The 26,017-nt window shown below is 69.3% G+C and carries 24 protein-coding genes and 1 pseudogene; 10 read left to right on the top strand and 15 right to left on the bottom strand.

The annotated features are described in order from the left end of the window. The first annotated feature begins 7 nt into the window (after window positions 1-7). The gene (gene dbpA / locus BV908_RS17875; RefSeq protein ID WP_088887732.1) at window positions 8-1,417 is read left to right on the top strand and encodes an ATP-dependent RNA helicase DbpA; all 1,410 of its coding nucleotides are present in this window, start codon (window positions 8-10) and stop codon (window positions 1,415-1,417) included. A 26-nt stretch (window positions 1,418-1,443) separates the two neighbouring features. On the opposite strand, the gene BV908_RS17880 is transcribed toward dbpA, so the two are convergent. From BV908_RS17880 to BV908_RS17890, 3 genes are all read right to left on the bottom strand, one after another. Beyond that, a complete protein-coding gene (locus tag BV908_RS17880) occupies window positions 1,444-2,220 on the bottom strand; it encodes a sulfite exporter TauE/SafE family protein (RefSeq protein ID WP_103738800.1) in 777 nt (258 codons plus the stop codon). Between the two features lie 158 nt (window positions 2,221-2,378). Beyond that, window positions 2,379-2,837, bottom strand: coding sequence for an rRNA maturation RNase YbeY (gene ybeY, locus BV908_RS17885; RefSeq protein WP_011806796.1), 459 nt, complete (start codon window positions 2,835-2,837; stop codon window positions 2,379-2,381). Between the two features lie 65 nt (window positions 2,838-2,902). Continuing rightward, a complete protein-coding gene (locus tag BV908_RS17890) occupies window positions 2,903-3,856 on the bottom strand; it encodes a PhoH family protein (RefSeq protein ID WP_041838940.1) in 954 nt (317 codons plus the stop codon). Window positions 3,857-3,912: 56 nt separating this feature from the next. On the opposite strand from BV908_RS17890, the gene ruvA reads away from it, so the two are divergent. Together ruvA and BV908_RS17900 are read left to right on the top strand one after the other, a co-directional pair. Next, window positions 3,913-4,485 carry a Holliday junction branch migration protein RuvA gene (ruvA, locus tag BV908_RS17895; RefSeq protein WP_011806794.1) on the top strand — a complete coding sequence of 191 codons (573 nt, stop codon included), beginning with the start codon at window positions 3,913-3,915 and terminating at the stop codon, window positions 4,483-4,485. A 38-nt stretch (window positions 4,486-4,523) separates the two neighbouring features. Continuing rightward, window positions 4,524-5,975 (top strand): endoproteinase ArgC, encoded by a 1,452-nt coding sequence (locus BV908_RS17900; protein WP_103738801.1) that lies wholly within the window; start codon window positions 4,524-4,526, stop codon window positions 5,973-5,975. Window positions 5,976-6,143: 168 nt separating this feature from the next. On the opposite strand, the gene BV908_RS17905 is transcribed toward BV908_RS17900, so the two are convergent. The 4 genes from BV908_RS17905 to BV908_RS17920 are packed head-to-tail and all read right to left on the bottom strand — an operon-like array spanning window position 6,144 to window position 12,165. After that, window positions 6,144-8,999 carry an Hsp70 family protein gene (locus tag BV908_RS17905; RefSeq protein ID WP_103738802.1) on the bottom strand — a complete coding sequence of 952 codons (2,856 nt, stop codon included), beginning with the start codon at window positions 8,997-8,999 and terminating at the stop codon, window positions 6,144-6,146. A gap of 4 nt (window positions 9,000-9,003) precedes the next feature. Next, complete coding sequence (locus BV908_RS17910; protein WP_103738803.1) at window positions 9,004-9,597, bottom strand: NAD(P)H-dependent oxidoreductase; 594 nt, start codon at window positions 9,595-9,597, stop codon at window positions 9,004-9,006. 10 nt (window positions 9,598-9,607) lie between these two features. Then, a complete protein-coding gene (locus tag BV908_RS17915; protein ID WP_103738804.1) occupies window positions 9,608-11,518 on the bottom strand; it encodes an Hsp70 family protein in 1,911 nt (636 codons plus the stop codon). Between the two features lie 8 nt (window positions 11,519-11,526). Next, a complete protein-coding gene (locus BV908_RS17920) occupies window positions 11,527-12,165 on the bottom strand; it encodes a DUF2760 domain-containing protein (RefSeq protein ID WP_012655531.1) in 639 nt (212 codons plus the stop codon). Between the two features lie 224 nt (window positions 12,166-12,389). Between BV908_RS17920 and ruvB the strand changes: the two genes are divergently transcribed. Next, on the top strand, window positions 12,390-13,460 hold the full coding sequence (gene ruvB / locus BV908_RS17925; protein WP_011806788.1) for a Holliday junction branch migration DNA helicase RuvB: 1,071 nt from the start codon (window positions 12,390-12,392) through the stop codon (window positions 13,458-13,460). Between the two features lie 4 nt (window positions 13,461-13,464). Here ruvB and BV908_RS17930 read toward each other — a convergent pair whose 3' ends face one another. The 8 genes from BV908_RS17930 to BV908_RS17965 form a co-directional block, all read right to left on the bottom strand. Next, on the bottom strand, window positions 13,465-15,258 hold the full coding sequence (locus tag BV908_RS17930; RefSeq protein WP_103738805.1) for a lysoplasmalogenase family protein: 1,794 nt from the start codon (window positions 15,256-15,258) through the stop codon (window positions 13,465-13,467). Between the two features lie 180 nt (window positions 15,259-15,438). Next, window positions 15,439-16,620 carry a DSD1 family PLP-dependent enzyme gene (locus tag BV908_RS17935; RefSeq protein ID WP_103738806.1) on the bottom strand — a complete coding sequence of 394 codons (1,182 nt, stop codon included), beginning with the start codon at window positions 16,618-16,620 and terminating at the stop codon, window positions 15,439-15,441. After that, a complete protein-coding gene (locus BV908_RS17940) occupies window positions 16,604-17,248 on the bottom strand; it encodes a histidine phosphatase family protein (protein WP_011803951.1) in 645 nt (214 codons plus the stop codon). The genes BV908_RS17935 and BV908_RS17940 overlap by 17 nt, the downstream gene beginning before the upstream one ends. 22 nt (window positions 17,249-17,270) lie before the next feature. Further along, window positions 17,271-17,735 carry a DUF2501 domain-containing protein gene (locus BV908_RS17945; RefSeq protein WP_047350058.1) on the bottom strand — a complete coding sequence of 155 codons (465 nt, stop codon included), beginning with the start codon at window positions 17,733-17,735 and terminating at the stop codon, window positions 17,271-17,273. 26 nt (window positions 17,736-17,761) lie between these two features. After that, window positions 17,762-18,376, bottom strand: coding sequence for a DUF4136 domain-containing protein (locus BV908_RS17950; RefSeq protein ID WP_103738807.1), 615 nt, complete (start codon window positions 18,374-18,376; stop codon window positions 17,762-17,764). A 65-nt stretch (window positions 18,377-18,441) separates the two neighbouring features. After that, entirely contained in the window at window positions 18,442-19,395 is a 954-nt protein-coding gene (ttcA, locus tag BV908_RS17955) for a tRNA 2-thiocytidine(32) synthetase TtcA (protein ID WP_011803954.1), read from the bottom strand. A 4-nt stretch (window positions 19,396-19,399) separates the two neighbouring features. After that, window positions 19,400-19,771 carry a dihydroneopterin aldolase gene (locus tag BV908_RS17960; RefSeq protein WP_011803955.1) on the bottom strand — a complete coding sequence of 124 codons (372 nt, stop codon included), beginning with the start codon at window positions 19,769-19,771 and terminating at the stop codon, window positions 19,400-19,402. A 16-nt stretch (window positions 19,772-19,787) separates the two neighbouring features. Next, window positions 19,788-20,573, bottom strand: coding sequence for an SDR family oxidoreductase (locus BV908_RS17965; protein ID WP_011803956.1), 786 nt, complete (start codon window positions 20,571-20,573; stop codon window positions 19,788-19,790). 10 nt (window positions 20,574-20,583) lie between these two features. On the opposite strand from BV908_RS17965, the gene BV908_RS17970 reads away from it, so the two are divergent. The 6 genes and pseudogenes from BV908_RS17970 to BV908_RS17995 form a co-directional block, all read left to right on the top strand. Next, entirely contained in the window at window positions 20,584-21,693 is a 1,110-nt protein-coding gene (locus BV908_RS17970) for an SAM-dependent methyltransferase (RefSeq protein ID WP_103738811.1), read from the top strand. 115 nt (window positions 21,694-21,808) lie between these two features. Next, entirely contained in the window at window positions 21,809-22,708 is a 900-nt protein-coding gene (locus BV908_RS17975; protein WP_103738808.1) for a TauD/TfdA family dioxygenase, read from the top strand. Between the two features lie 95 nt (window positions 22,709-22,803). Then, the gene (locus tag BV908_RS17980; protein WP_246867542.1) at window positions 22,804-23,904 is read left to right on the top strand and encodes an ABC transporter substrate-binding protein; all 1,101 of its coding nucleotides are present in this window, start codon (window positions 22,804-22,806) and stop codon (window positions 23,902-23,904) included. Beyond that, the gene (locus BV908_RS17985) at window positions 23,904-24,845 is read left to right on the top strand and encodes an ABC transporter ATP-binding protein (RefSeq protein ID WP_103738809.1); all 942 of its coding nucleotides are present in this window, start codon (window positions 23,904-23,906) and stop codon (window positions 24,843-24,845) included. Before BV908_RS17980 ends, BV908_RS17985 begins: the two co-directional genes overlap by 1 nt. A gap of 9 nt (window positions 24,846-24,854) precedes the next feature. Continuing rightward, the gene (locus BV908_RS17990) at window positions 24,855-25,757 is read left to right on the top strand and encodes an ABC transporter permease (RefSeq protein ID WP_103738810.1); all 903 of its coding nucleotides are present in this window, start codon (window positions 24,855-24,857) and stop codon (window positions 25,755-25,757) included. 82 nt (window positions 25,758-25,839) lie between these two features. After that, window positions 25,840-26,017 (top strand): annotated as a pseudogene (locus tag BV908_RS17995) (IS5/IS1182 family transposase); the annotation flags it as partial.

The raw sequence follows: 26,017 nt of genomic DNA on the forward strand, positions 1-26,017 counted from the left end.
GGCGACCATGACCATCTCTTCAGGCGCGTCGCCTGCTCCGTCCGCCTCCGCCTTCTCATCGCTGCCTCTGTCCCCTGAAATGCTGGCCAACCTGCAGCAGCTGGGCTATGCGCAGATGACGCCCATCCAGGCCGCCAGCCTGCCTTTCAGCCTGCAGGGCCGTGATCTGATCGCCCAGGCCAGCACCGGCAGCGGCAAGACAGCGGCCTTTGGCTTGGCCATGGTCGATCGGCTGAACCCGCGCTGGTTCGCCGTCCAGGGCCTGGTGCTGTGCCCCACGCGCGAGCTGGCCGATCAGGTGGCCACCGAGATCCGCCGCTTGGCGCGTGCGCAAGACAACATCAAGGTCGTCACTGTGTATGGGGGCGTGCCTTCGCGCGGCCAGATTGCTTCGCTGGAGAACGGTGCCCACATCGTGGTCGGCACGCCGGGCCGCGTGATGGACCTGATGGAGCGCGGCAAGCTCGACATCGCCAACCTCAAGACCTTGGTGCTTGACGAGGCCGACCGCATGCTGGACATGGGCTTCCTGGCCGATATTGAGACCGTGGTGCGCCAGTGTCCGGCCGAGCGCCAGACCCTGCTGTTCTCCGCCACCTATCCCGACGGCATTGCGGGACTGGCACAGCGTTTCATGCGCGCGCCCCAGATGGTGAAGGTGGCCGCCCAGCACGGTGCAGGCAAGATCGCGCAGCGCTGGTATGAGGTGGATGCACGCGAGAAGGTCGACGTGGTGGCGCGCATGCTCGCGCACTTTCGCCCTGCGTCGAGCATTGCCTTCTGCAATACCAAGCAGCAGTGCCGTAACGTGGTGACTGCGCTGCAGAGCCAGGGATTCAGTGCCCTCGCCCTGTTTGGCGAGTTGGAGCAGCGCGAGCGTGACGAGGTGCTGGTGCAGTTTGCCAACAAGAGCTGCAGCGTGCTCGTGGCCACCGACGTGGCGGCGCGCGGCATCGATATTGCCGACCTCTCGGCCGTGATCAACGTCGACGTGACGCCCGATCCCGAGGTACACATCCACCGCATCGGCCGCACGGGCCGCGGCGATGCCGAGGGGCTGGCGCTGAACCTGGTCAGCATGGATGAGATGGGCAGCGTGGGCAAGATCGAATTGCTGCAAGGCCGTGCCTGCGAGTTCTTTCCGGTGGATGAACTCACCCCTACGGCAGGGGGCGAACTGCAGCCACCCATGTGCACCATCCAAATCATCGGCGGGCGCAGGGAGAAGATCCGCGCCGGCGACGTGATGGGCGCCATGTGCGCCGACTTCGGCTATGCGCGCGAGCAGATCGGCAAGATCAGCGTCAACGATTTTTCCACCTACGTGGCCGTGGACCGCGCCATCGCGGCCCAGGCCTGCGCCAAGCTGAATGCGGGCCGCGTCAAAGGCAAGATGGTGAAGGCGCGCTTGCTGTAGCGCGCCTGGGGCCTTGGGGGCGGGGTTCAGCCCTTCAGGAAGAACAGCCCCGCCATCACCAGCCCCGTGGCCACAATGCCCCAGCGCAGCACCGGCGCAGGCAGTTGGCGTGCCACGCGCGCGCCGCCATAGCCGCCCAACGTGGCGGCCACCATCATCACCAGGGCCTGCGGCCACAGCACGATGCCGCCTGCGGCATAGATGGCCACGGCAATCGCCGTGAGCAGGGAAGACACGAGGTTCTTCATGCCGTTCATGGCGTTGAGCTGCGTCTGCCCCAGCAGCCCGAACAGCGCTAGCAGCAGGATGCCCAGGCCGCCGTTGAAATAGCCCCCGTAGGCCGCCACCGCCAGCATGCCCGCGCCGGCTTTCAGGGCCGAGGGCGTGCCATGGCCGGCTTTGCCGGCCCATTGGCGCAGCTGCGGGCCAAAGGCGAAGAGTGCCGTGGCCGCCAGCAGCAGCCAGGGCACGACCTTGCGGAAGGTGGCGTCGGGCGTGAACAGCAGCAGCGCCGCACCGGCCGAGCCGCCGATGAGCGACAGCACGACCACGGCGCGCATCGACAGGCCCGGCGGCGGCTGCATGTCTTCCCGAAAGCCCCAGGCACCGGCCATGTAGCCGGGCAGCAAGGCCACAGTGCCGGTGGCGTTGGCGACCACGGGCGGCACGCCGGTGAACACCAGCGCGGGCAGGGTGAGGAAGCTGCCGCCGCCGGCCACCGCGTTGAGCGCACCGGCGATGAATGCGGCGGTGAGCAGAAGTGCCAAGTGGCCGATGGAGGTCGTCCAGCCCAGGATGTCCATGCGTGGGTTCTTCCCTTAAGAGATGGTCGCCGCGTGAGAGGCGGACCTGCAGGACGCAGGTCGCGCGGCATCCTAGGCCGCACCGGCGGGCGCGTTTGTGACCTGGGCGCAAAACAGCTTTCCGCACCCCGGCGCCCGCGGTGGTGAGCGCCTGCCAGTTATGCCGCGTAGGGGTCCGCGAAGCCCAACTCCTGCAGGATGGCGGTCTCGTACGCTTCCATTTCCTGCGCGTCCTGTTCGCTGGTTTCGTGGTCCCAGCCCTGGGCGTGCAGCGTGCCGTGCACCAGCAGGTGGGCGTAGTGCTCCTCTAGCGTCTTGTTCTGCTCGCGGGCCTCGCGCTCGACCACGGGGGCGCAGAGCACCAGATCGGCCACGGCCACGGGCTCTTGCTGGTAGTCGAAGGTGAGCACGTTGGTGGCGTAGTCCTTGTGGCGGAACTCGCGGTTCAAGCGCTGGCCTTCCTCGGCGCCCACGATGCGCACGGTGATCTCGGCATCCACGGCCAGGGCGTGGCGGATCCAGCGCGCAACCGCGTGGCGGGGCAGGGTGGCGCGGTGCGCGGTGGCCTCCGCGTCGCGTGCAAATTGGAGGGACAAGGACAATTGGTTCAAAGCCATTTTGGCCTCCAGCGCTTATCTATCAAGCGCGAGTAGCTATGAATTTGTGAGCTTTTGGCCGGCGCCTACTCGCCCGCGCCGCGGCGGCTGCGCTGCGCGTCGTAGGCATCCACGATGCGCGCCACCAGCGGGTGGCGCACCACGTCGGCGCTGGTGAAGCGCGTGACGGCGATGCCCTTGACGCGCTTCAAAACCCGCTCGGCGTCGATCAGGCCGCTCATCGCGCCCTTGGGCAAGTCGATCTGGCTCACGTCGCCCGTGACCACCGCGCGCGCGCCGAAGCCGATGCGCGTGAGGAACATCTTCATTTGCTCGGGCGTGGTGTTCTGCGCCTCGTCGAGGATGACGAAGGCATTGTTCAGCGTGCGCCCGCGCATGAAGGCCAGCGGCGCGATCTCGAGCGCATTGCGCTCGAAGGCCTTCTGCACGCGGTCAAAGCCCATCAGGTCGTACAGCGCGTCATACAGCGGGCGCAGGTACGGGTCCACCTTCTGCGTCAGGTCGCCCGGCAGGAAGCCCAGGCGCTCGCCAGCTTCCACGGCCGGGCGGGTGAGCACGATGCGCTGCACGCTGCTGCGCTCCAGCGCATCCACCGCGCAGGCCACGGCCAGGTACGTCTTGCCGGTGCCCGCCGGGCCGATGCCGAAGGTGATGTCGTGCGTGGCGATGTTTTCCAGGTAGGTGGCCTGCGTGGGCGTGCGCGCGCGCAGGTCGGCGCGGCGCGTGGTGAGCTGGATGGCGCTGGCTTCGTCATCGCCCTGCATGCTGGCGTCGCCGGCCAGCATGAGTTGCAGGTGTTCTTCCTTGATGGGGCGATCCGCCATCTCGTACAGCGCCTGCAGCAGTTCCATGGCCTGCGTGGCCTTGGCCTTGGGGCCGTCCACCTTGAACTGCTCGTGCCGGTGGGCGATGGAGACCTGCAGCGCCGCCTCGATGGTGCGCAGGTGCACATCGGCGGGGCCGCACAGATGGGTCAGGCGCGTGTTGTTATGGGGGGTGAAGGTGTGGCGCAGGATCACGCTGATAATTCCGGTCGAAGTTCCGCGGCGGGTGTCCGGCGCGGCAAAGGACATCCATGATAGGCAAATTGACCGGCACGCTGCTGGAAAAGAACCCCCCCGAGGTGCTGGTGGACTGCCACGGCGTGGGCTACGAGGTGCAGGTCAGCATGAGCACCTTCTACAACCTGCCCGCCGTGGGCGAGCGGGTGAGCCTGCTCACGCAGTTCATCGTGCGCGAGGATGCGCAGCTGCTGTACGGCTTTGGCACGGCGCAGGAGCGCCAGGCGTTTCGCGAACTCATCAAGATCAGCGGCGTGGGGCCGCGCACAGCGCTGTCCATCCTCTCGGGCATGGGCGTGGCGGACCTGGCGCAGGCCGTCTCGCTGCAGGAAGCAGGGCGCCTGGTCAAAGTGCCGGGTATCGGCAAGAAAACCGCCGAGCGGCTGCTGCTGGAGCTGAAAGGCAAGCTGGGCGCGGACGTCGGCGTGCGCGCGCATGCGGCCAACGACAACCAGGCCGACATCCTGCAGGCGCTGCTGGCCCTGGGCTATAACGACAAGGAGGCCGCCGCTGCGCTCAAGGCGCTGCCGGCGGATGTGGGAGTGAGCGAGGGGATCAAGCTGGCGCTGAAGTCCCTGTCCAAGTAACCCCGCGGCCCGGTGGTCGCGCTCTGGAGGTCTTCACCATGAATCCATCCCGACTCGGCTGGGCGACGCTGCCCCTCGTATTGGCACTGGCTGCCTGTGGCGGCGGCGGCAACGACACGCCCTCTCCTGCGCCTCCGGTGGCGGGCGACCGTATCGAGCCCTATGACCCCAGCGGCACGGCCAAGGTGGCTACCTCGCAGCAGGCGGTGAGCCCGGTCGCCAATGCGCAAGCAACCCGTACCATCGCCCTCGGCGCGTTCACGGCCGTGAAGGACGTGGTCTCCTCCACTCCCGGAACGCCCTTGCAGATCGGCGAGGCGCGCAGCGTAGCGGACACCGCCACCGTCGTCGCCACCTCGGCTCTGCTGCGCTGGCAACCGACGGCACGGGGCACGCAGGCCGCCGCGCTGCGCTTCACGGCCGACGGAGCGCATGGCGTGCGTCTGGGCGTGCTCGTGCAGTCGCTGCCCGAGGGCGCGGTGCTGCGCTTCTACGGCGAGCAGGGAGCGGGGGCCATGGAGGTGCGCGCGTCCGAGCTGCAGGACATGGCCGCGCGCAATGCGCGTGGCGGTGCGGATGACACCACCGCGCGCACCTATTGGAGCCCGGACTTCAGCGGCCCGCAGACCACACTGGAAGTGGAGATTCCCGCTGCGGCCTCGCCAGCGGCCGTCCGACTGTCCGTGCCGCGGCTGTCGCATTTCACGCTGGCGCCCGCACAGGCCGAGCAGGCCCTTGCCCAGAAGGTGGGCGAGTCGGGCAGCTGCAACGTGGACGCGACCTGCCGGCCGGAGTTCAACGACCAGAGCCGCTCGGTGGCGCGCATGATCTTTGTTCGCGACGATGGCAATGGCTACCTGTGCACCGGCACGCTGCTCAACGATGCGGCGTCCAGCGGTACGCCCTACTTCCTGAGCGCCAACCATTGCATTTCCACGCAGGCCGTGGCGTCCACGCTCACCACGGACTGGTTCTACCGTTCCGGCAGCTGCGGCACCGCCACCGTGAACCCCGCCGCCGCGCGCGTCACCGGCGGTGCGGCGCTGCTGTACGCGTCCGCCACCACGGACACGGCCTTCATGCAGCTCAACAGCCAGGCGCCTGCCGGCATCGTCTATGCAGGCTCGTACTTTGGCGGGGTGGGCGTTGGCACGGCGCTGGCGGGTGTGCACCATCCCCAGGGCGATCTGCAGAAGGTCAGCCTGGGCTCCGTGCAGCGCTACAGCACGTGCGTGGACAACAGTTGCCGTTCCAGTAATGCGGACGACGGCACCTTCCTTACGCTGGGCTGGCAGGAGGGGACGACCGAAGGCTGCAGCAGCGGCTCGGCCGCGTTCGTGACGTTTGGCGAGCGCCGCTATGTGGTGGGCCAGCTTCTGGGCGGAACCGCCAGCTGCGCTGCGCGCGACGGCGTGGACTATTACGGTCGTTTCGACACCAGCTACCGCACGGCGCTGCGGCGCTGGCTGAATCCGACGGCGGCCAACTAGGGCCTGTTCACACTATTTTTGCCAGTGCGAATGGCGTGAAAACCGCGCCAATCTAGGCGCGTGACGACGCCAAGGCCGGGGCCTTGGCTAGGAGGGCAACGACGAATNCGCCTTGCGCCTGGCCCTTTTTGATCGCAACGCATCTGGCAAAAATAGTGTGAACAGGCCCTAACCCACCAGCACCAGCCCGGGCGGCAGGCTGTCGCCCAGGCTGCGCTGCTGGTCCTCGGCCTCCATGGCCGTGGGCTGTTCCACCAGCGCGATCCAGCGTGCGGGCGCGTGGGTGGCGCGCATCTTTTCCAGCACTTCGGTGCGCAGAGCGTCGGGCAGGTCGCGGGCGCGGTCGCCGGTCATGCGGGCGATCTGCACGGCGGCGAACAGGGCATGCTCGTTGTGGCGCCAGTCCTCGCGCAGCGTGGCATGCAGAAACTCGGCCGCGGCCTCGGGCGGCATCACGCGGTGGGCGTTGGCTGCCAGCGGCTGGCGCGCGGCCAGGCGGCCGATGGCCCACCAGGTCTGTGCGGACTCATCGGGCCGCAGCAGGCGCTGCAGCATCCACTGGCCCATTTCCTGGCGGTACTGCCAGGGCACGGCCTCCATGGCGGCGAACAGGCGCAGCATGTCGTCGTAGCTGCCCCACGCGGCCTTGCCCTGGCTGCGTTGCACGGTCTTTTGCATGCAGCCGGCCACCGCTTCCAGCACCTGCATCTGCTGCGCCTCGTCCAGACCCGCGGCCACACGGCGCCAGAACACCCACCATTCGGTCCAGTTGGCGGCGTCCTGGCCGTGGCCCAGGCCCTGGGGGTAGAGCTGCCAGACCTGCGCGATGCGCCACGCGTCCAGCTCGGCGCCCACCCCGGGGCGCAAGCACCAGCCTGCCAGGTTGAGCCACGTGCGTTCGTGCTCGGGCGTGCGCCGGCGGCGGCGCGCACGCGCCAGCAATGCATCGAACAGCGCGCGCAGCAAGGCCACGTCCCAGCCGGCGCGCGGGCCCAGGATTTTTTCCAGCGACTGGCGCAGCTGGCGCACCTCCCTGGGCGCCACGTCCTGTGCCTGGGTGCCGAAGATGCGGTCGATCAGCGCCAGCGCCTGGGGCAGGCGTGAGGCTTTACCCTCCGAGCCTTTTTGGCCGCTGACGCTTTCCGATTCTGCGCTGGCAGCTATCGATTTGGAAGCGCCATCGGTGCCCGCCGCGCCGCGCACGGCGAAGGGCAGCAGCCAGGATTGGTCCGCCTCCTGCGTTGCCACGCAGCGCACCTCCAGCGTGCCCACCTCGGTCATGCAGGCCTGCAGCTGCACCTCCACCTGGGCGGTGGCGCGGCCTTCGGGTGCGGGCAGCACCGTGGCCAGCGGCGGCAATTCCGCCCAGCCGTCGCCCTCCAGCGGTGCGATCTGCCCGGCCTGCGCCTGGCCCTGGCTGCGCGCCACCAGCGCGAAGCGCACGGCCTGGCCCAGCCGCAGCGCGAAGCGCCGGCTCGTCAGGACCAGGCGCACGCCTTCTTCGGTGCCGCGGGGCAGCAGGCAGACGCCCTGCGGCGCAGTGCCCGCCTTGCCCGGCAGCACCAGCCAGTAGCTGCGCGCCGAGCCGCCGCCGATGCGTGGGACTATGGTTTTAGGAGCTGCTGGCGCTTGTCCTGATTGGGTTGTGTGCGTATTTGCTGATGAATGCTGCGCCAGGCCGTACGCCGCGGCACCGCGTGCTACGGCCCAGTCGGGGTGCGGGTTGTGCAGCACGCGGGGCGGTGCGCCGCGCCAGTGCGCAAGCACCTCCGTGAGCCGCTGCACCAGCGCCGGCGCATGGAATACCCCGCCGTTGAGCAGCAGGGTGTCGGGCAAGTCGCCCCCGGCGTGCTGCGCCAGGAACTGCGCCAGATGGCGCGTGATGGCCGCGTCGGCGGGGTAGGGCAGGCCCAGCCCGCGCAGCGCACCCTGGCGGCGCGCCGGGCGATCGCCAATCGGCACCTGCGGCAGAAAGCCTTCCACCACGCATTGCAGCACCTGCGCGCGCGTGAGCGTGGCCGTGTGTGTCTGCGCCAGCATGCGGCTGCCCGTGCCCAGCAGCGTGACTGCGGCGCTGTCGGGGGCGCCGTCGGCCAGCAGCAACTCCTTGGCCTGCCGGCAGCGCTGCACCAGTTGGGCAAAGCGCGCGGCGGGCAAGCGCGCGGCGGGCAAACGCGCGGCGGGCAGGTGGCCACCGTCGCCGGCGAACTGCGGCTCCAGCAGGTGCGCCAGCGCCAGGTCCATGTTGTCGCCGCCCAGCATCAGGTGCTCTCCCACGGCGATGCGCGTCAGCCGGGGCGTGCCATCGGCCTGCGTGTCCACGCGGATCAGCGTGAGGTCCGTGGTGCCGCCGCCCACGTCCACCACCAGCACCAGGCGGCAGCCCGCCAATTGCGCGGCCAGTTGTTCGCCTTGCAGCGCCAGCCAGTCGTGGAATGCGGCCTTGGGCTCTTCCAAGAGCTGCAGCGCTGGCAAGCCGGCCAGGCGTGCGGCTTCCAGCGTGAGCGCGCGCGCGCCCTCGTCGAACGAAGCCGGCACGGTGAGCACCAGGTCTTGCGCATGCAGCGGCGCATCGGGGTGGGCGGCGTCCCATGCCGCGCGCACATGTGCCAGGTACGACGCGCTGGCCTGCACCGGCGAGACCCGGGCCACGTCCTGCGGCGCGCCCCAGGGCAGGATGGGCGCCGTGCGGTCCACGCTTGGGTGGGACAACCAGCTTTTGGCGCTTTCCACCAGCCGCCCTGGCACGGCTGCACCCAGGTCGCGTGCCCAGCGGCCGAGGGTGGCGGGGGTGTCGTCCGTGGCCTCCAGGGGCGGCCAGGGCTGTCGCCACGCCTCGCCCAACTCGCCGGGTGCCGCCTGGTAGCGCGCCGAGGGCAGCAGCGGCTGCGCCTGCAGCTCGCCCGCCGAGAGGCGCTGCGGGATGGGCAGCAGTGCGATGTCCGCCGCGCGGCCTTCCAGCGGCGCATAGGCGCAGGCGGTGTGGCTGGTGCCCAGGTCGATGCCGACGGTGTAGCGTTTCACCCGGCTAAGCCCATGAAGACAGCGCGCGTGCGATGCGCGCGTTGAACCGCTGCACCTGGGCGGCGGACAGGCGCTCGGCGCCGTAGAGCGAGAGCATGTCGAAGGCACTGCGTGGCGCGCAGGTGCCCAGCAGCGCGGTCTTGAGCACGCGCCGCACAGGCCGGCGCAGCACCAGCCGGTCCACCCACCAGGGCGAGCCCAGCGTGGTGATGGCCAGTGTCCTGCGCAGCCGGTGCAGGCGGGGGCGGATGGGCCCCAGGTCGCGCGCATGGTCGTAAGCCACGCCGGGCGCCCATACGCGGTCGAACCAGCCCTTGAGCACCGCCGGAAAGCCGAACCACCAGGTCGGAAAGACCAGCACCAGCGCCTCGGCCTGCAGCAGCCGGTCGATCTGCGCTTGCACGGCGCCGCCGTCGAAGGCCGTGCCGTAGTAGCTGCGGCGCTCCGCCGCCGTGAGCGCGGGCGCGAAGCCCGTGCGGCACAGGTCCTCCACCTGCACCGTGTGCCCTGCGGCGGTGAGGGTGCGGATGGCTTCCTGCGCCAGCGACTGGCACAGGCTGTCCTCCAGCGGATGCGCGATGACGACCAGGCAGTGCATGGCGCTGGCGTCAGGCCTGTGTCTGGGCGCGCACGTCGAATTCCACCTTCCAGCGCTCATGGCCTCCCACGGGCACGGCGCTCAGCTCCAGCGTGCCGATGTCGGTCACGCGGGCGTGCAGGGTGACGGGTACGACCTCGCCGGGCGTGCGGCCCTCGGGGGGCAGGTGGGCCTCGATCTCCTGCAGTTCCACCAGCTCTTCGGGTCCCCAGAAGTCCAGCAGCGTGCCCACGGTGTCGCCGCGGCGCACGCTGGAGCCGAAGAAGCGCAGCCGCACCGGCTCGCCCACCACCAGGCCGAATTCCTGGGCATGCAGCGCGACCTCGGTGCCTTCCTCCATGCCGAACGGCGCCAGGCACAGTGCGCTCAGGGGCGGCTCCATGCCGGGAATGGCGGGCATGTTGCTCTCCACGCCCACGTAGTAGCTTTGCGCCGTGCCGCCGCGGATGCGCACGCCGCGCCCCGCCGCAGTGACATGGCCGAAGTACGCCGCGCCGCGTGCCACGGCCAGGTCCAGATGGGCGCCTTCCAGCAGCCGGGCCGGGGCGGCGCCCTCGGCAGCCAGCCAGCCGTTGATGACACCGACGATGCGCTCAGCGATCTGGGGGGCCTTCAGCACGCCGCCGTTGAACAGAAGGGCCGTGGGGTGCAGGAAGCTGGCGCCCCCCGCTTGCCTGCCGGCCAGGCCAGGGATCTGTGCCGTGGCATCCAGCTGGCGCGACAGGAAGGCCGCCAGGTGGCGCGTGACGGCCGCGTCCTGCGCGTAGGGCAGGCCCAGTTGCGTGAGCGCGCCGCGCGCGCGGGTCAGCGGCTTGTCGCCCACGGCCACCTGCGGGAAGAACCCATCGACCAGCAGCGCCTGCACTTCGGCGCGCGTCACCTCGGTGCGGATGCTGCCGCCGATCAGCTTGCTGCCGCGGCTGGGGACGACCACGGGCACGGATGGCAGCGCCTCGTCGGCCAGCAGCAGCTCCTTGGCTGCGCGGCAGCCATGGGCCAGGGCGCGGGTCTGCCAGGCGTCCAGCGGCTTGCCCTCCTGGGCCAGCTTGCGCGCCACGCCATAGGCCAGGGCCAGGTCCATGTTGTCGCCGCCCAGCAGGATGTGCTCTCCCACCGCCACGCGCTGCAGTTCCAGGGCGCCGTCCTTCTCCAGCACCGCGATCAGCGACAGGTCCGTGGTGCCGCCGCCCACGTCCACCACCAGGATGATGTCGCCACTGGCGACCTGCTTGCGCCACCCGCCGCCGCTGGCCTGGATCCAGCTGTACAGCGCGGCCTGGGGCTCTTCCAGCAGCGTCAGGCGCTCCAGGCCGGCGGCGCGGCAGGCCTCGGCGGTCAACTCGCGCGCGGCCGGGTCGAACGATGCGGGAATGGTGACGGTGATGTCCTGCTGCTCCAGCGGCGCATCGGGGTGGGCCTGGTTCCAGGCCCAGCGCAGGTGCGACAGGTAGCGCGCCGATGCGGCCAGGGGCGACACGCGTGGCACCTCTGGCGGCGCATCGGGCGGCAGGATGGGCGCACGCCGGTCCACGCCCGGGTGGCACAGCCAGCTCTTGGCGCTGGACACCAGACGGATCGGCGTGGCCGCGCCGCGCGTGCGCGCCAGCTCGCCCACCACGCAGTCCTGGCCTGCGCCGCCACCGGGCAGCGCCGTGTCGGCGGCGCTCAACTCGCTCTCATGCGGCAGGTATAGGAAGGAGGGCAGCAGCGGCCGCGCCTCCACGCTGGCCGGTCCGGTGAGCTGCGGAATAGCCAGCACCTGCTGCACGACGGCGTCGCCGTCGCTGGCGTGCCGGTCCACGTACGACAGCGCGCAGTGCGTGGTGCCCAGATCGATGCCGATGCTGTACTGGGCGTTGTTTTTGCCTGTAGCGCTTGCGGGGTAAGCGCTGGCAGCTATGGTTTCAGGAGCGTTGGGCATATCCGCGTTCACAGCTCCACCTCGGCCTGGGCCAGCACGGCGGCGGCCCGCGGGTCGGTGAGCTGCGGCAGGCGCACGGCGGTCGCCTTCCAGCCGCGGTGGGTCAGTTGGCCCGTGAACGGCGCCTGGCCGAGCACATTGCCCGTGAGGCGCACGGCCGTGGCGTCAAAGCCGACCGGCAGGGTGACGTGGCTGCCCTCGCCCTCGGGGCGCACGGCCTCGATGGTGAAGTGCTCGCGCAGCACCTTGCGGCAGCCCTCGTGGACCACGCGCGCGGCGGCGCCGATCTCGGCGTCGGAGTAGGGCGCCACGTCTTCCTGCAGAAAGTCCACCAGGCGCGCCTCGCGCTGCAGCAGGCCCAGCAGCTGCAGCGCGGCGGTGTCGGTGGCGACGTCGACGCGCTTTTCCACCACTTTCTCGACGGGCACCTCCACGCGGACCTCGACGATCTTCTCCACGATTGTTTCCACGGGCACTTCCACCCGCACTGCCTGGGGAGCCGGTGGCGCCACGTCGGCGGCCAGCGCTTCACCCGCGCGCAGGCGCTGGATGTCGGCGGCCAGGCGGCCGTTGCCCAGGATGGCGAAAAAGCTGCCGATGGCGATGGCCATGCGGCTCAGGAAGGAGGGGTGTGCTGGAGTGTTCATGGGCTGTCGCTGCAAGGGGGCGCCGGGCCGAGGCGGCGCGGCGCACAGGGGCGGGTGCGGCGTTCGAGTGGTCCGGGAGGGGGACGGGGCTCGCCCGCGCGCGGCGCGCGAAGGCGGCGATGTTACCGAAAGGCGGCTATCCCTGGCCCGCGCGGGGTGGCGGCGCGGCCCGGCTGCGCGGGGGAATGGGGGACAATGCACGCGCCCTTCCTGGTCCGCTTCGCATGACGATCCATACCGACGACTTTGCCCCCTCTCCCCCTCCGGCGCGCGAGCGCGTGGTGTCGGCCGCACCGGCCTCCTCACAGGAGGAAGCGCTGGAGCGTGCGCTGCGCCCCAAGCTGCTGCAGGAGTACGTGGGCCAGGCCAAGGCGCGCGAACAGCTCGAGATCTTCATCGGCGCGGCCAAGAAGCGCGGCGAGGCGCTGGACCATGTGCTGCTGTTCGGCCCGCCGGGCTTGGGAAAAACCACGCTCAGCCACATCATCGCCACCGAACTGGGCGTGAACCTGCGCCAGACCAGCGGCCCCGTGCTGGAAAAGCCCAAGGATCTGGCAGCGCTGCTCACCAACCTGGAACGCAACGACGTTCTCTTCATCGACGAGATCCACCGCCTTTCGCCCGTGGTCGAGGAAATCCTCTACCCCGCGCTGGAGGACTACCAGATCGACATCATGATCGGCGAGGGGCCGGCCGCGCGCAGCATCAAGCTGGACCTGCAGCCCTTCACGCTGGTGGGCGCCACCACGCGCGCGGGCATGCTCACCAACCCGCTGCGCGACCGCTTCGGCATCGTCGCGCGGCTGGAGTTCTACACGCCCGATGAATTGGCGCGCATCGTCATGCGCTCGGCCGGCTTGCTGGGCGCGCCCATCGACGCCGAGGGCGGCATGGAAATCGCGCGCCGCTCGCGCGGCACGCCGCGCATCGCCAACCGCCTGCTGCGCCGGGTGCGCGACTATGCCGAGGTGAAGGGTTCGGGCCACATCACTCTGGACATTGCCAACCGCGCGCTGACCATGCTGGACGTGGATCCGCAGGGCTTCGACGTGATGGACCGCAAGCTGCTGGAGGCCGTGGTGCACCGCTTTGACGGCGGCCCCGTGGGACTGGACAACATTGCTGCCAGCATCGGCGAGGAGAGCGGCACCATCGAGGACGTCATCGAGCCCTACCTGATTCAGCAGGGCTATCTGCAGCGCACCCCACGCGGGCGCGTGGCCACGCTGGCCGCCTACCGCCACCTGGGCGTGGCGCCGCCGCGCGCCGCGGGCGGGCTGTTCGAGTCCGCCTGATCGCTCAAGCCGCGTGGGGGGTGAGCGGCTGCGTCCGCGCGTCGGCTTGGTGCGCCGCGCCGCGGGTCAGCGCTGTGACCATCCCGCTCACGATGAGCACCTGGGCCGCATAGTAGGTGGCCAGCACCCACAGCTGCGACAAGGGCAGCGGCTGCACGAAGCGGTTGGTGGCCAGCAGCGAATCGCTGAGCATGAAGCAGCACGCGCCCAGCGCCACCGCAAGCGACGAGCGCTCGCGCAGCGCCGCGTGGCGCCCCCAGGCCTGCGCCGCCATCAGCGCGATCACCACCACATACACGGCCACGGGCACCCGCAGCGCGGCCGGCAATCCGCCCTGCCACAGGAAGGCGTACATGCCGATGCCCAGCGCCAGCGTACCCCCGAGTGCCCCGCGGTGGCCGAACCAACCCGCGCCCTGCTTGAACAGCGCGACGTAGCACAGGTGCGCCAGCAGGAAGCTCACCAGGCCGGGAATGAACAGGTGCTCTGACAGCATCAGGAACACGTCGCCCGCCAGCGAACCCAGTAGCGCGCCCAGCAGCAGCCAGCATGACCGGTTCAAGCCAAAACGGCCTGTAGCGCTCATTGGATAAGCGTGATTAGCTACATAAACAATAGCAATCGCCATGGTCAGCGGCTTGAACAGCAGGTGCCACGCCGTGAACCCCAGCGCGCTGGTCGCCGTGGCCAGCGCCCCGGCTTCGATCATCAGCGCCAACCCCATGCCAATGCGCCCCTGCATGGCCGCGCCCAACGCCCACTGGCAGGCCAGCAGCGTAGCGAACCACACGGCGTTGGTCGCCAGCGGTGCGCTGTCGGCCTGCCACAGGAATGCCGCCACGCCCGCCAGCAGCAGCACGAACTGCACGCCGGCAAACCAGCGCAGCGGCGCGGACAGGGGTGGGTCGAACAGGGGCATGTCGTGGAGGTTGAAGGCCGGCTTGGGAAAGCGCTGCGCCACGTCGGCGGGGCGCCAACCGGGGGCTTTCAGCCACACGCGCAGCTTGTCCGCCCAGCGGCGGGCGTGCCAGCTGTCGTGCAGCAGGCCCGCATACACCTGGGCGTTGGCCCAGAGCGGGTCCCAGCTGTTGAGCAGGCCGCGCGTGCCGTACACGCATTTCTCCCGCGGGTCCTCGTCCTTGAAGGTACCGAACAGCCGGTCCCACACGATCAGGATGCCGCCGTAGTTTTTGTCCAGGTAGCTGTCGTTCACGGCGTGGTGTACGCGGTGGTTGCTGGGGCTGCAGAACCAGCGGTCGAACCAGCCCAGCCGCCCCACCTGCTCGGTATGCACCCAGAACTGGTACAGCAGGTCGACCAGCCCCACCACCACGAACACCAGCGGCGGCACGCCCGCCAGCGCCATCGGCAGGTAGAACAGCCAGCCCAGGACCGCGCCGGAACTGGTCTGGCGCAGCGCGGTGGACAGGTTGTAGTCCTGGCTCTGGTGGTGCACCGCATGCGCGGCCCACAGCACGGCCACTTCGTGCCCCATGCGGTGCAGCCAGTAGTAGCAGAAGTCGTAGAACACCAGCGCGATGAGCCAGCCGTACCAGGTGGTCCAGAACGCCTCGCTGCGCCACAGCGCCAGGTGCTCATAGGCCAGCGTGTACAGTCCCACGCGCAGCAGCACGGTGAACACCGCGCTGGTCTGGCTGAGCATGCCCAGGCTGACGCTGCTCACCGCATCGGCCAGCCGCAGCGCGGGCCGCCCGCGCCAACGGCCGATGGCCCATTCCAGCGCCATGAGGGCGAGGAACACCGGGGTGACGAGGACGATGATCTGGCTGCCGGACATGCGGCAATTGTTGGGGGTAACCTCTCGGCTCGGAAGTGGGCAATCCCCTAAAGCATGAGATTCTTATTAGCACTTCCAGGCTGCTATGCGGCACTCACGCGCCCGTGTGCTTGACCTAATCATTTGTTGTTTCACACCGCCTACGCGGCAGTGAATAGGCGTGGGTATCGCAGGTGGCGCTTACGTCACCGTGCCCCGTGCATCCACGCGGATGACGCGCTCCACCACGCCGTGCGCCAGGCCGCCGCGCACGCCAATCAGGTAGTCGTGCAGGTTCACCGTGGGGTCACAGTGGCCGGGTACCAGCCACAGCATGCGGCCCAGGGCCGGCAGGCGCGCCTTGGGGCCAGCTGCGTGCAGGACGCCGTGTTCGTCGCCGCCGTTGGCGTAGCGCAGGGCGCGCTCTGGCGGCAGGCCCCAGACCAGGGGCAGGCCGGAATCGATGGCGTGGCTCTTGTGTCCCGCGTCGCACACCACGTGCGTGTGCTGCGCAGAGATCACCTGCGTCTTCACGAACAGCGCATGCTCGAAGGCGGGCTGGGCGCTTTCGCGTTCATTGGCGGCGTAGTCCGCGTCCATGAAGAGGAACGAGCCGGCCTGCAGTTCTCCATACACCCCGCTGGCGGCCTCGTGCACCAGCGTGCCGGTGCCGGAGCCCGTGACCAGCGGCACGGGCAGGCCCGCGGCCTCGATCAGCGCGCGGGTATCGGCGGCGGCCTGCACTGCGTGGGCGATGGCCGCGCGCCGCTCGGCCGCGCTGCGCAGGTGCTGTGCGCTGCCGTGGTAAGCCTGCAGGCCCGCGAAATGCAGGCGCGGCTGGGCTGCCACGGCCTGGGCCAGGGCGAGCGCCGCCGGGCCGGGCGGCACGCCGCAGCGGCCCTGGCCGACGTCGATCTCCACGAACACGTCGATGCCGGCGTCGCTGCCCGCCACGCGCATGGCCTCGGACAGGCGGGTGATGCCTTCCGCGCTGTCCACCGCGATGCCCAGCCGCCCGCCGCGGGCGGCCAGTTGCGCGGCCAGGCGTGCCGCGCGCAATAGTTTGGCTCCCCCCAGTACCTCGTTGCTGATGTACAGGTCGGCCACGCCGCCGGCGGCGAGCGCCTCGGCCTCGGACACCTTCTGCACGCAATGGCCGCGCGCGCCGGCCTTTTCCAGTTGCAGGGCGATCTCTACGCTCTTGTGCATCTTGGCGTGGGGTCGCCAGCGCACCTGGTGCTTGTGCGCGAATTCGGCCATGCGCTGGATGTTGCGCTCCATGGCATCCAGGTCGACGACGAGTGCTGGCGTGTCGATCAGGTCCACGCGCAGCCCGACGGTGGCGCGCAGGTGTTCGGGCGGATGCTCAGGAGTGGATCTCATCGCGGCTCGCGTTCTCCAGGTGTTGCGTGTCGGCCCAGCCCACCAGGGTGAGGCCGTTGCCCTCGGTCCACAGCAGCCGGTTGATGGCGGCGTTGGTCAGCTGCCAGGTGCGTGGGGCCTGCAGGTCCAACCGCGTGGCCAGGCGGTAGAGCACGTCCATCACCCCGCCATGGGCCACCAGCACGATCTGCTCGCCGGCATGGCGCGCGGCAATGCCGTCCACCGTGACAGCAATGCGCTCGCGCAGCATGTCCAGCGACTCGCCGCCGCCGTCGGGCACGAAGTGGGGATCGCGCTTGCGCCAGCGCAGGGCCTGCTCGGGGGATTCGGTCTCGATCTGCTGGAAGGTGCGCCCCTGGAAGCTGCCAAAGCTGCGCTCGCGCAGGCCGGGCACGGGCGTGAGGGGCGCTCCCGTGGTGCGGGCCACGGCTTCGGCCGTGGCGTAGGCGCGCTGCAGGTCGCTGCTGTAGATGGCGGCCACCGCTTCGTCGGCCAGCGCCTGCCCTACCTGCCGGGCCTGCCACAGGCCGGTGTCGTTGAGCGGTATGTCCAGATGGCCCTGGATGCGGGTGTCCACATTCCAGGCGGTTTCGCCGTGGCGGATGGCGATGATGCGGGTGGCGTGCATGGAAAAGAGCGCAGGCGTGGGGTCAGAGCAGGGAACTGGCGTTGTCGAGCACGAAGTCGCAGGCCTTTTCCTTCAGGTCGCCCTTGAGGCGGTTCAGGTTGAACTGCTTGCCGTTGGAACCGCTGACCATGCCCGACAGGCCGCTCAGGTAGCCCTCGTCGCGGGGCTCGGGCTGGGCCGCGCCCAGGCCCATCTTGCCCAGCAGCTGCTGTTTGACCAGTGCGGCCTTGTCGGCATTCAGATAGTTGTTCTTCATGCAGTAGGTGATCACGCCGGCAGCGTTGCTGGGGGTGGCCGATCCACTCAAACCCATGGCGGACAGGGCCGACGGCGCAGCGCCCCCACCCAACATTCCGCCGAGCGTGGAGGGGCTGGCACCCCCGCCGGTCGCGCCGCGCAGGGTGTCGCCCAGGCCGGATGCCTGGGCGACCATGCTCGCGGTGCCCAGGCAGGCGCACAGAACAAGGTGTCGGATGGAGCTTCGCATGGCGGGTCCTTTCAGGTCGGGGGGAGTCAGCGTTGTGGCGTGATTTCTGTGCGGACCTTGCGCTGGCCCGCTGGGGGGCGCGGGAAGCCGGTGAGCGCCTGGTCGAACAGCACGCCGTAGATGGCGGGATCATCCGTCCACACGTCCTCGTACACGGCCGAGGTTTCGTACACCACCTGCTGCGAAGCGGCGTCGCGCAGCATCAGACTGACCTTGCGGTGGTAGAGGGTGGGCGGGCCGTCCATCATCCAGCCCATGCCGCCAAAACCCCAGCCACCGCCGTAGCCCAGGCCCCAGCCGAAGCGGCCGTAGAACGGATCGGGCGCATAGGGCCAGTAGCGCGGTGTGGCGTAGCCGCCCTCGGCACCGATCTGTGCAACCAGCCGTGGCTGGGTGTCGTCGCGGCGCAGGCCCACGCGCGCAAGCGCCTGTTCGGCCAGGGCCTCGATGGGTGCAAACGCTGCGGCCTGCGCCTGCTGCGAGGGCAGCCGCTCGAAGCGGTAGGTGGGTGGGCTGGGCAGAGCGCTGAGGGTGGAGAAGCTGCTGACGTCGCTCTCCACCAGGCGCGGACCGGCGCAGCCGGCCAGCAGTGCGGCCGCGGCGCTCAGCGCGAGGGCAGGAATGTGGCGCAGGAAGGCCATGGCGGTATCTCCCCGGGGCATCAGGCCCCGCGCCTGTGATGGTACGGCGTTGCGCGGCGCTGCGTTCAGCCCAGTTGCACCACCTGCAGGCCAGGCAGCGCGGGTGCGACCGGAAATTCCTCGTGATCGAACGCCATGTCGCCATTCGGGTCGGCAATACCGGTGGCCTTGGCGTTCTTGAAGTCGTGCAGGTGGGGGTCCATCAGGTGCGTGGTCACCACGTGGCCCATGGCGCGCAGCATGCTCTCGATGCGGCCCGGGAACTTCTTGTCCCATTCGCGCAGCATTTCGTTGACGGCCACGCGCTGAAGGCCGTCCTGGCTGCCGCACAGGTTGCAGGGAATGATGGGGAACTGCTGGTACTGCGCCCAGCGCGCCGTGTCTTTCTCGGGCACGTAGCACAGCGGGCGAATCACCACATGCTTGCCGTCGTCGCTGACCAGCTTCGGCGGCATGCCCTTCATGCGGCCGCCGTAGAACATGTTGAGCATCAGCGTGGCGACGATGTCGTCGCGGTGGTGGCCCAGCGCCAGCTTGGTGCAGCCCAGGTCGTCCGCCACCTTGTAGAGGATGGCGCGGCGCAGGCGCGAGCACAGGCTGCAGGTGGTCTTGCCCTCGGGCACCACGCGCTTGACGACGCTGTAGGTGTCCTGGTTCTCGATGTGGTACTGCACGCCGATGCTCTTGAAATAGTCCGGCAGCACATGCTCGGGGAAGCCGGGCTGCTTCTGGTCCAGGTTCACGGCCACGATGTCGAACTTCACCGGCGCGCGCTTTTGCAGCTTGCGCAGGATGTCCAGCAGCGTGTAGCTGTCCTTGCCGCCGGACATGCACACCATGATCTTGTCGCCTTCCTCGATCATGTTGAAGTCGGTGATGGCACGGCCCACCTCGCGGCACAGGCGCTTTTCCAGCTTGTGGGACTCGCGCTCGATCTTGCGTGTGTCGGCCGCATCGGGCGCGGCATCTTCGCCGGCCCAGTCGGCGGCGGTGGGAAGGGTGTTGTTGGCGGTGTTCATGGGTTTACCACTGTCCTGTCTCGACGCGAATGGCGACTTCGCAGTCATCAAAAATTTCCAGTTTGGCGATCTTCACGCGCACGCCCAGCACGCCGGGCAGCTGCATCAGCCGGTTGGCCAGCTTGCCGATCAGGCTCTCCAGCAGGTTCACATGCTCGGCCGTGCACTCGTCGATGATGATCTGGCGCACCTTGCGGTAGTCCAGCACGTGCTGGATGTCGTCGTCGCGCGGCGCCAGGGGCTGGGTGCCCAGGTTCAGCTCGGCGTCCACCTGGATGGGCTGGGGCGCGTTTTTTTCGTGCGCGAGGATGCCCAGGTTCGCGTCGAAGCGCAAACCGGTGAGCGTGAGGATCTGGGTGCCGGCGGCGGTGTGCATGGCGGGGCGTGCGGGTTCACATCAGGGAGAAGTCGCGCTCGAAGCGCATCAGGTGCTGGCCGCCGTCCACCAGCAGCGTGGTGCCGGTGAGCGAGCGATTGTCCAGCGCGAAACGCACGGCGGCGGCCACGTCTTCTGGCGTGGACGAGCGGCCCAGCGGGCTCAGTGCGTGCATGCGCTCAAAGCGCTCGCCCGTCAGCAGATGGCTGGTGAGGGTGAGCCCCGGCGCCACGCCCACCACGCGCACGCGCGGCGCGAGCGCCATGGCCAGCATGGTGCCGGCCGCTTCCAGCGCGGCCTTGGAGAGCGTGTAGCTCAGGAAGTCCGGGTTCAGGTTCCACAGCTTCTGGTCCAGCAGGTTCACCACCGCGCCTTGCACGTCGGCTTCGCCCGCGGCGGCGCGCTGCTCCAGATGGGCATGCAGCGCCTGCGCCAGCAGCACGGGTGCGCCGGTGTTGCTGCGCAGGTGCTGCTCCAGCAGCGCGTAGCTGAAGCTGGAGGCCGTGTCGTGTTCGAACAGCGAGGCGCTGTTGACCACCGCATCCACCGCACCGAAGTGCGCCACCACGCGCGGCAACAGGGCGCGTGCGGCCGCTTCATCGGCAAAATCAGCATCAAAATGCGCGCTAGCACCCGCCAGTTCTGCGCAAGCAGCTACGGTTTCAAGAGCGTCCTGTTGCGAAGACCGGTAATGCACGGCCACCTGCCAGCCCCCGGCCGCCAGCGCCAGCGCAATGCTGCGGCCCAGGCGCCGGGCGGCGCCTGTCACCAGCACGGTGCGGGGGCGGGCAGGAGAGGTCATTGGGGGGACAATCGGGCGCGTGACGAGCAAACCCACAATTTTACCGAGCGCCCTGCAGACCCATGTCGCCAAGGCCATTGCCGAGGCGGGAGGCTGGATCGGCTTCGACCGGTTCATGGCGCTGGCGTTGTACACGCCGGGCCTGGGCTATTACGCGGGCGACCTGCCGAAGTTCGGTGCCATGCCCGCCAGCGGCAGCGACTTTGTCACTGCGCCCGAGCTGTCGCCCGTCTTCGGCCGCGTTCTGGCACGCCAGGTGGGCGAGGCGCTGGACGCCACCGCCACCGACGAGCTCTGGGAGTTTGGTGCCGGCAGCGGCGCGCTGGCCGCGCAGCTGCTGGGCGCGTTGGGCGACCGCGTGCGGCGCTACACCATCGTGGACCTGTCGGGCAGCCTGCGCGCGCGCCAGCAGGCCACGCTGGCGGCCTGGAGCGACCGCGTGCACTGGGTCGACCGCCTGCCCGATCAGATGCAGGGCGTGGTGGTGGGCAATGAGGTGCTGGACGCCATGCCCGTGCAACTGCTGCAGCGCCGCGCGGGCCTGTGGCACGAACGCGGCGTCGCCCTGGACGAGTCGGGCAACGGCTTTGTGTGGCAAGACCGTCCCACCCCGCTGCGCCCGCCGGTGGAGATCGACGGCCCGCACGACTACCTCACCGAGATCCACCCCCAGGGCGAGGCCTTCATGCGCACGCTGGCCCAGCACCTCGTGCGCGGCGCGGCCTTCCTGATCGACTACGGCTTTGGCGAGGACGAGTACTACCACCCCCAGCGGCACATGGGCACGCTGGTGTGCCACCGCGGGCACCAGGTGGATTCCGACCCGCTGGCGGACGTAGGCCTCAAGGACATCACCGCGCACGTCAACTTCACCGCGATGGCCCTGGCCGCGCAGGACGCGGGGCTGCAGGTGCTGGGCTACACGACGCAGGCGCACTTTCTCATCAACTGCGGTCTGCTATCCGAACTGGAGCGGCTGACGCAGGCCCAGCGGGCCCAAGCGGCCAAGTTGATGATGGAGCACGAGATGGGCGAGCTGTTCAAGGTGCTGGCCGTGGGCGCAGGCGCGCCGTGGCGGCCCCTGGGCTTTGCGCAGGGTGACCGGAGCCACCGGCTCTGAGGGTTCTATAGATGGTTTGGTATTAAACAACCAAAAAAACAGTATTTTTAGAAATAAAAAGCGACGCCTACAGTGACTGCACGTCTTCACCCACCGCTGCACAGGAGCTGTCACGATGTCCGCTTTACCCCACGATCCGGGCCTTGCCTCACAGGCATCGCAAGAGTTTGAGATCCGCCGCCTGCCGGCCCCGTTGGGCGCCGAGGTGCTCGGGCTGAACCTGGCCCAGCCGCTGAGCGATGCGGACTTCGACCGCATCCTGCGCGCGCACTGGGAGCATGTGGTGCTGGTCTTTCGCAACCAGCGCATCACGCCCGCGCAGCAGGTAGCCTTCAGCCGCCGCTTCGGGCCGCTGCAGATCCATGTGCAGCGCAAATTCGCGCTGCAGGGCCACCCCGAAGTGCTGGTGGTCTCCAACATCCGCGACGAGAACGGCGAACCCACCGGGCTGGGCGACGCGGGTTCGCTATGGCATTCGGACCTGTCGTACAAGGACAAGCCCAGCCTGGGCTCGCTGCTGCATGCGCAGGAGCTGCCCAATGTGGGCGGCGACACGCTGTTTGCCGACCAGTACGCCGCCTACGACGCGCTGCCCGAGGCCACCCAGCAGCGCATCGCTCATCTGCGGGCGGAGCACAGCTATCTGGCACGCTATGAGGAACTGCGCCAGCGCAACCCCTGGCGCCCCCGGCTGACGCCCGCGCAGATCGCCGAGGTGGCGCCGGCCGTGCACCCCGTGGTGCGCACCCACCCGGCGACGGGGCGCAAGGCGCTGTTCGTGAGTGAGCACTTCACCACGCGCATCCTGGACCTGCCGGAGGAGGAGAGCCGCGCGCTGCTGCAGGAGCTGTTCGCTGCCAGCGTGCGGCCCGAATTCGTCTACCGCCACCAGTGGCAGCCGCACGACCTCGTGTTCTGGGACAACCGCGCGGTGCTGCACCTGGCCGCCGGCACCCCCGACACCGAGCGCCGCAAGCTCTACCGCACCACGGTGGAGGGCGACGCGCCCCGCTGATCCCGCCGCCCCTTCGCATACTCACTAATTGATAGCTGTTGGCGCTTGATGGGTAAGCGCCAGGGCCACTTTTTGCCTGAAACAGGACAGAACCTATGACGACCCTCCCTTCCGCGACGCCCACACCGCAATCGCACCGCCCGGTGCACGGGCCCCTGCGCCATTTTTTTCTTCGTTTCCTGCGTCGCGCCACCCGCCGCGCTGCGGTGCTCTGCTCGGTTGCCGGCCTGCTGCTGGGCGCGCACGGTGTGGCCCAGGCGGCCGAGGGGCAATTGCGCATCGCCCAGCAGTTCGGCATCGTCTACCTGCTGCTGAACGTGGCGCAGGACCAGAAGCTCATCGAGAAGCACGGCAAGGTTGCGGGTGTGGACATCCGGGTCGAGTTCGTCAAGCTCTCGGGCGGCGCCGTGATCAACGATGCGCTGCTGGCCGGCTCCATCGACATCGCCGGCGCGGGCGTAGGCCCGCTGTTCACGCTGTGGGACCGCACGCGCGGCCGCCAGAATGTGAAAGGCGTGGCGTCGCTGGGCAACTTCCCGTACTACCTGGTGAGCAACAACCCAGCGGTCAAGACCATTGCCGACTTCACCGACAAGGACCGCATTGCGCTGCCGGCCGTGGGTGTGTCGGTGCAGTCGCGCATCCTGCAGCTGGCCTCCGCCCAGCGCTGGGGCGACCCGGCATTCAACCGCCTGGACAAGCTGCAGGTGGCCCTGCCGCACCCCGACGCGGCCGCGGCGATCATCAAGGGCGGCACCGAGATCACCGCGCACTTCGGCAACCCTCCCTTCCAGGAGCAGGAACTGGCGGCCAACCCAGCCGCGCACATCGTGCTCAAGTCCTATGACGTGCTGGGCGGGCCGGCGTCGGCCACGGTACTCTACGCCACGGAGAAATTCCGCAACGACAGCCCCAAGACCTACCGCGCGCTGCTGGACGCGCTGGACGAGGCGGCGCGCTTCATTGCCGCGCAGCCCGAGCAGGCGGCCGACATCTACCTGCGCACCCACGGCGGCAACACCGACCGGCAGCTGCTGCTGCAGGTGCTGAAGAACCCCGAGGTGCAGTTCCAGATCCGCCCGCAGAACACGCTGGGGCTGGGGCAGTTCCTGCACCGCGTGGGCGCGCTCAAGCACCAGCCCGTGGCGCTGCAGGACTACTTCTTCGACGACCCACGCATTGCAGGAGGCAACTGATGCGCACCGCATTCCAGGGCGAAGCGAGCGGCGCGACCGCCTGGGCAGGCACGCCCGGCGCCATTGCAGGCCATCAGCCAGCAGCCCATCTGGCCAGCCACCCAGTCAGTGCGGCCCCAGCAGTACCTGCACCGCTGTTGCAGGTGCAGGGCGTGAGCATCGACTACCGCACACACGAGCGCGTGGTGCGTGCCACGCACCAAGTCTCCTTCGACGTGCATGCGGGCGAGCGCTATGTGCTGCTGGGCGCGTCGGGCTGCGGCAAGTCCACGCTGCTCAAGTCCATTGCCGGGTTCATCGCGCCCGCCGAGGGTGTCGTGCGCCTGCAGGGTCAGGCGGTCGCCGCGCCGGGGCCCGACCGCGTGGTGGTGTTCCAGGAGTTTGACCAGCTGCCGCCCTGGAAGACCGTGCGCGAGAACGTGATGTTTCCGCTGCTGGCCTCGCGCCGCGCCACGCGCGCCGAGGCGGCCGAGCGCGCCGCGCTGTACCTGGACAAGGTGGGCCTGGCCCGGTTTGCCGACGTGCGCCCGCACCAGCTGTCGGGCGGCATGAAGCAGCGCGTGGCCATTGCCCGCGCGCTGGCCATGCAGCCCCAGGTGCTGCTGATGGACGAACCCTTTGCGGCGCTGGACGCGCTCACGCGCCGGCGCATGCAGGAGGAGCTGCTGGCGCTGTGGGACGAGTTGCGCTTCACGCTGGTGTTCGTCACCCATTCCATCGAGGAAGCGCTGGTGGTGGGCAGCCGCATCGCCATTCTCTCGCCGCACCCCGGGCGCCTGCGCGCCGAGATCAACTGCCACCAGTTCGGGCTGCACAGCGTGGGCGGCGCCGATTTCCAGGCCACCGCGCAGCGGGTGCATGGGCTGCTGTTCGACGAGCCTGTGCACGGCGCCGCAGCCTTCGATGCCCCGCACGCGCCTGTTCCGCCCACCTTCGCCTGACCTCTGCCCATGAGCCTTCCAACCTCTTCCGTCTCCGCGGCGCCCTTCGCGCTGCACCCGCCCGTGCGCCCCGAAGTGCTGCACACCCTGCCCCCGCTCGGACGCGTGGCGCCCGCGCAGCCGCTGCCGCTGGGCCGCCGCCTCTGGCAGCAGGGCGCGCTGCGCAAGGCGCTGATCCTCGCCGTGCTGGCGCTGCTGTGGGAAGGCGTTGCGCGCTGGCAGGACAACGACCTGCTGCTGCCCACCTTCCTGCAGACCGCGCAGGCCTTCGCACAGGGCGTGGCTTCGGGCGAGCTGCTGCACAAGACGGCACTGTCGCTGGCCGTGCTGCTCAAGGGCTACCTCGCGGGCATCGCCTGTGCCTTCGTGCTCACCACGCTGGCCGTGTCCACGCAGTTGGGACGCGACCTGCTGTCCACGCTGACGGCCATGTTCAACCCGCTGCCGGCGATCGCGCTGCTGCCGCTGGCGCTGCTGTGGTTCGGCCTGGGGCAGGGCAGCCTGGTCTTCGTGCTGGTGCATTCCGTGCTGTGGCCGCTGGCGCTCAACACCTACGCGGGCTTTCAGGGCGTGGCCGAAACGCTGCGCATGGCCGGTCGCAACTACGGCCTGAAGGGGCTGCGCTACGTGCTGCAACTGCTGGTGCCCGCGGCGCTGCCGTCCATCCTGTCGGGGTTGAAGATCGGCTGGGCCTTCGCCTGGCGCACGCTGGTCGCGGCGGAACTGGTGTTCGGCGCGTCTTCGGGGCAGGGCGGCCTGGGCTGGTACATCTTCCAGAACCGCAATGAGCTCTACACAGACAAGGTCTTCGCGGGCCTCGCCATGGTGATCGCCATCGGCCTGGCGGTGGAGAACCTGGGCTTTCACACGCTGGAGCGCCTGACGGTGCGGCGCTGGGGCGTGCAGCGCTAGCAGGCCGTTGAAAAATCCCCCGCCGACGCCCGCGTTGGCCGCTACGATCTGAAGCCATCGGTGAACGACCCAGACGAGGACGATGAGAGGCAGTCAAGATTTCCAGGGGGCGATGTTCAGCTACATCAGCCTTGAAGAGCGCGTGCCGCAGGCACACCCGCTGCGCAAGTTGCGCGCGGTGGTTGATGCGCTGCTGGCAACCATGAACCGCGAGTTCGAAGCGGTGTACGCCCGCCGTGGCCGCCCATCGGTGCCACCGG

Origin of the sequence: Diaphorobacter sp. LR2014-1 (genome assembly GCF_002916785.1) — a bacterium.
Classification (GTDB): domain Bacteria; phylum Pseudomonadota; class Gammaproteobacteria; order Burkholderiales; family Burkholderiaceae_C; genus Diaphorobacter; species Diaphorobacter nitroreducens.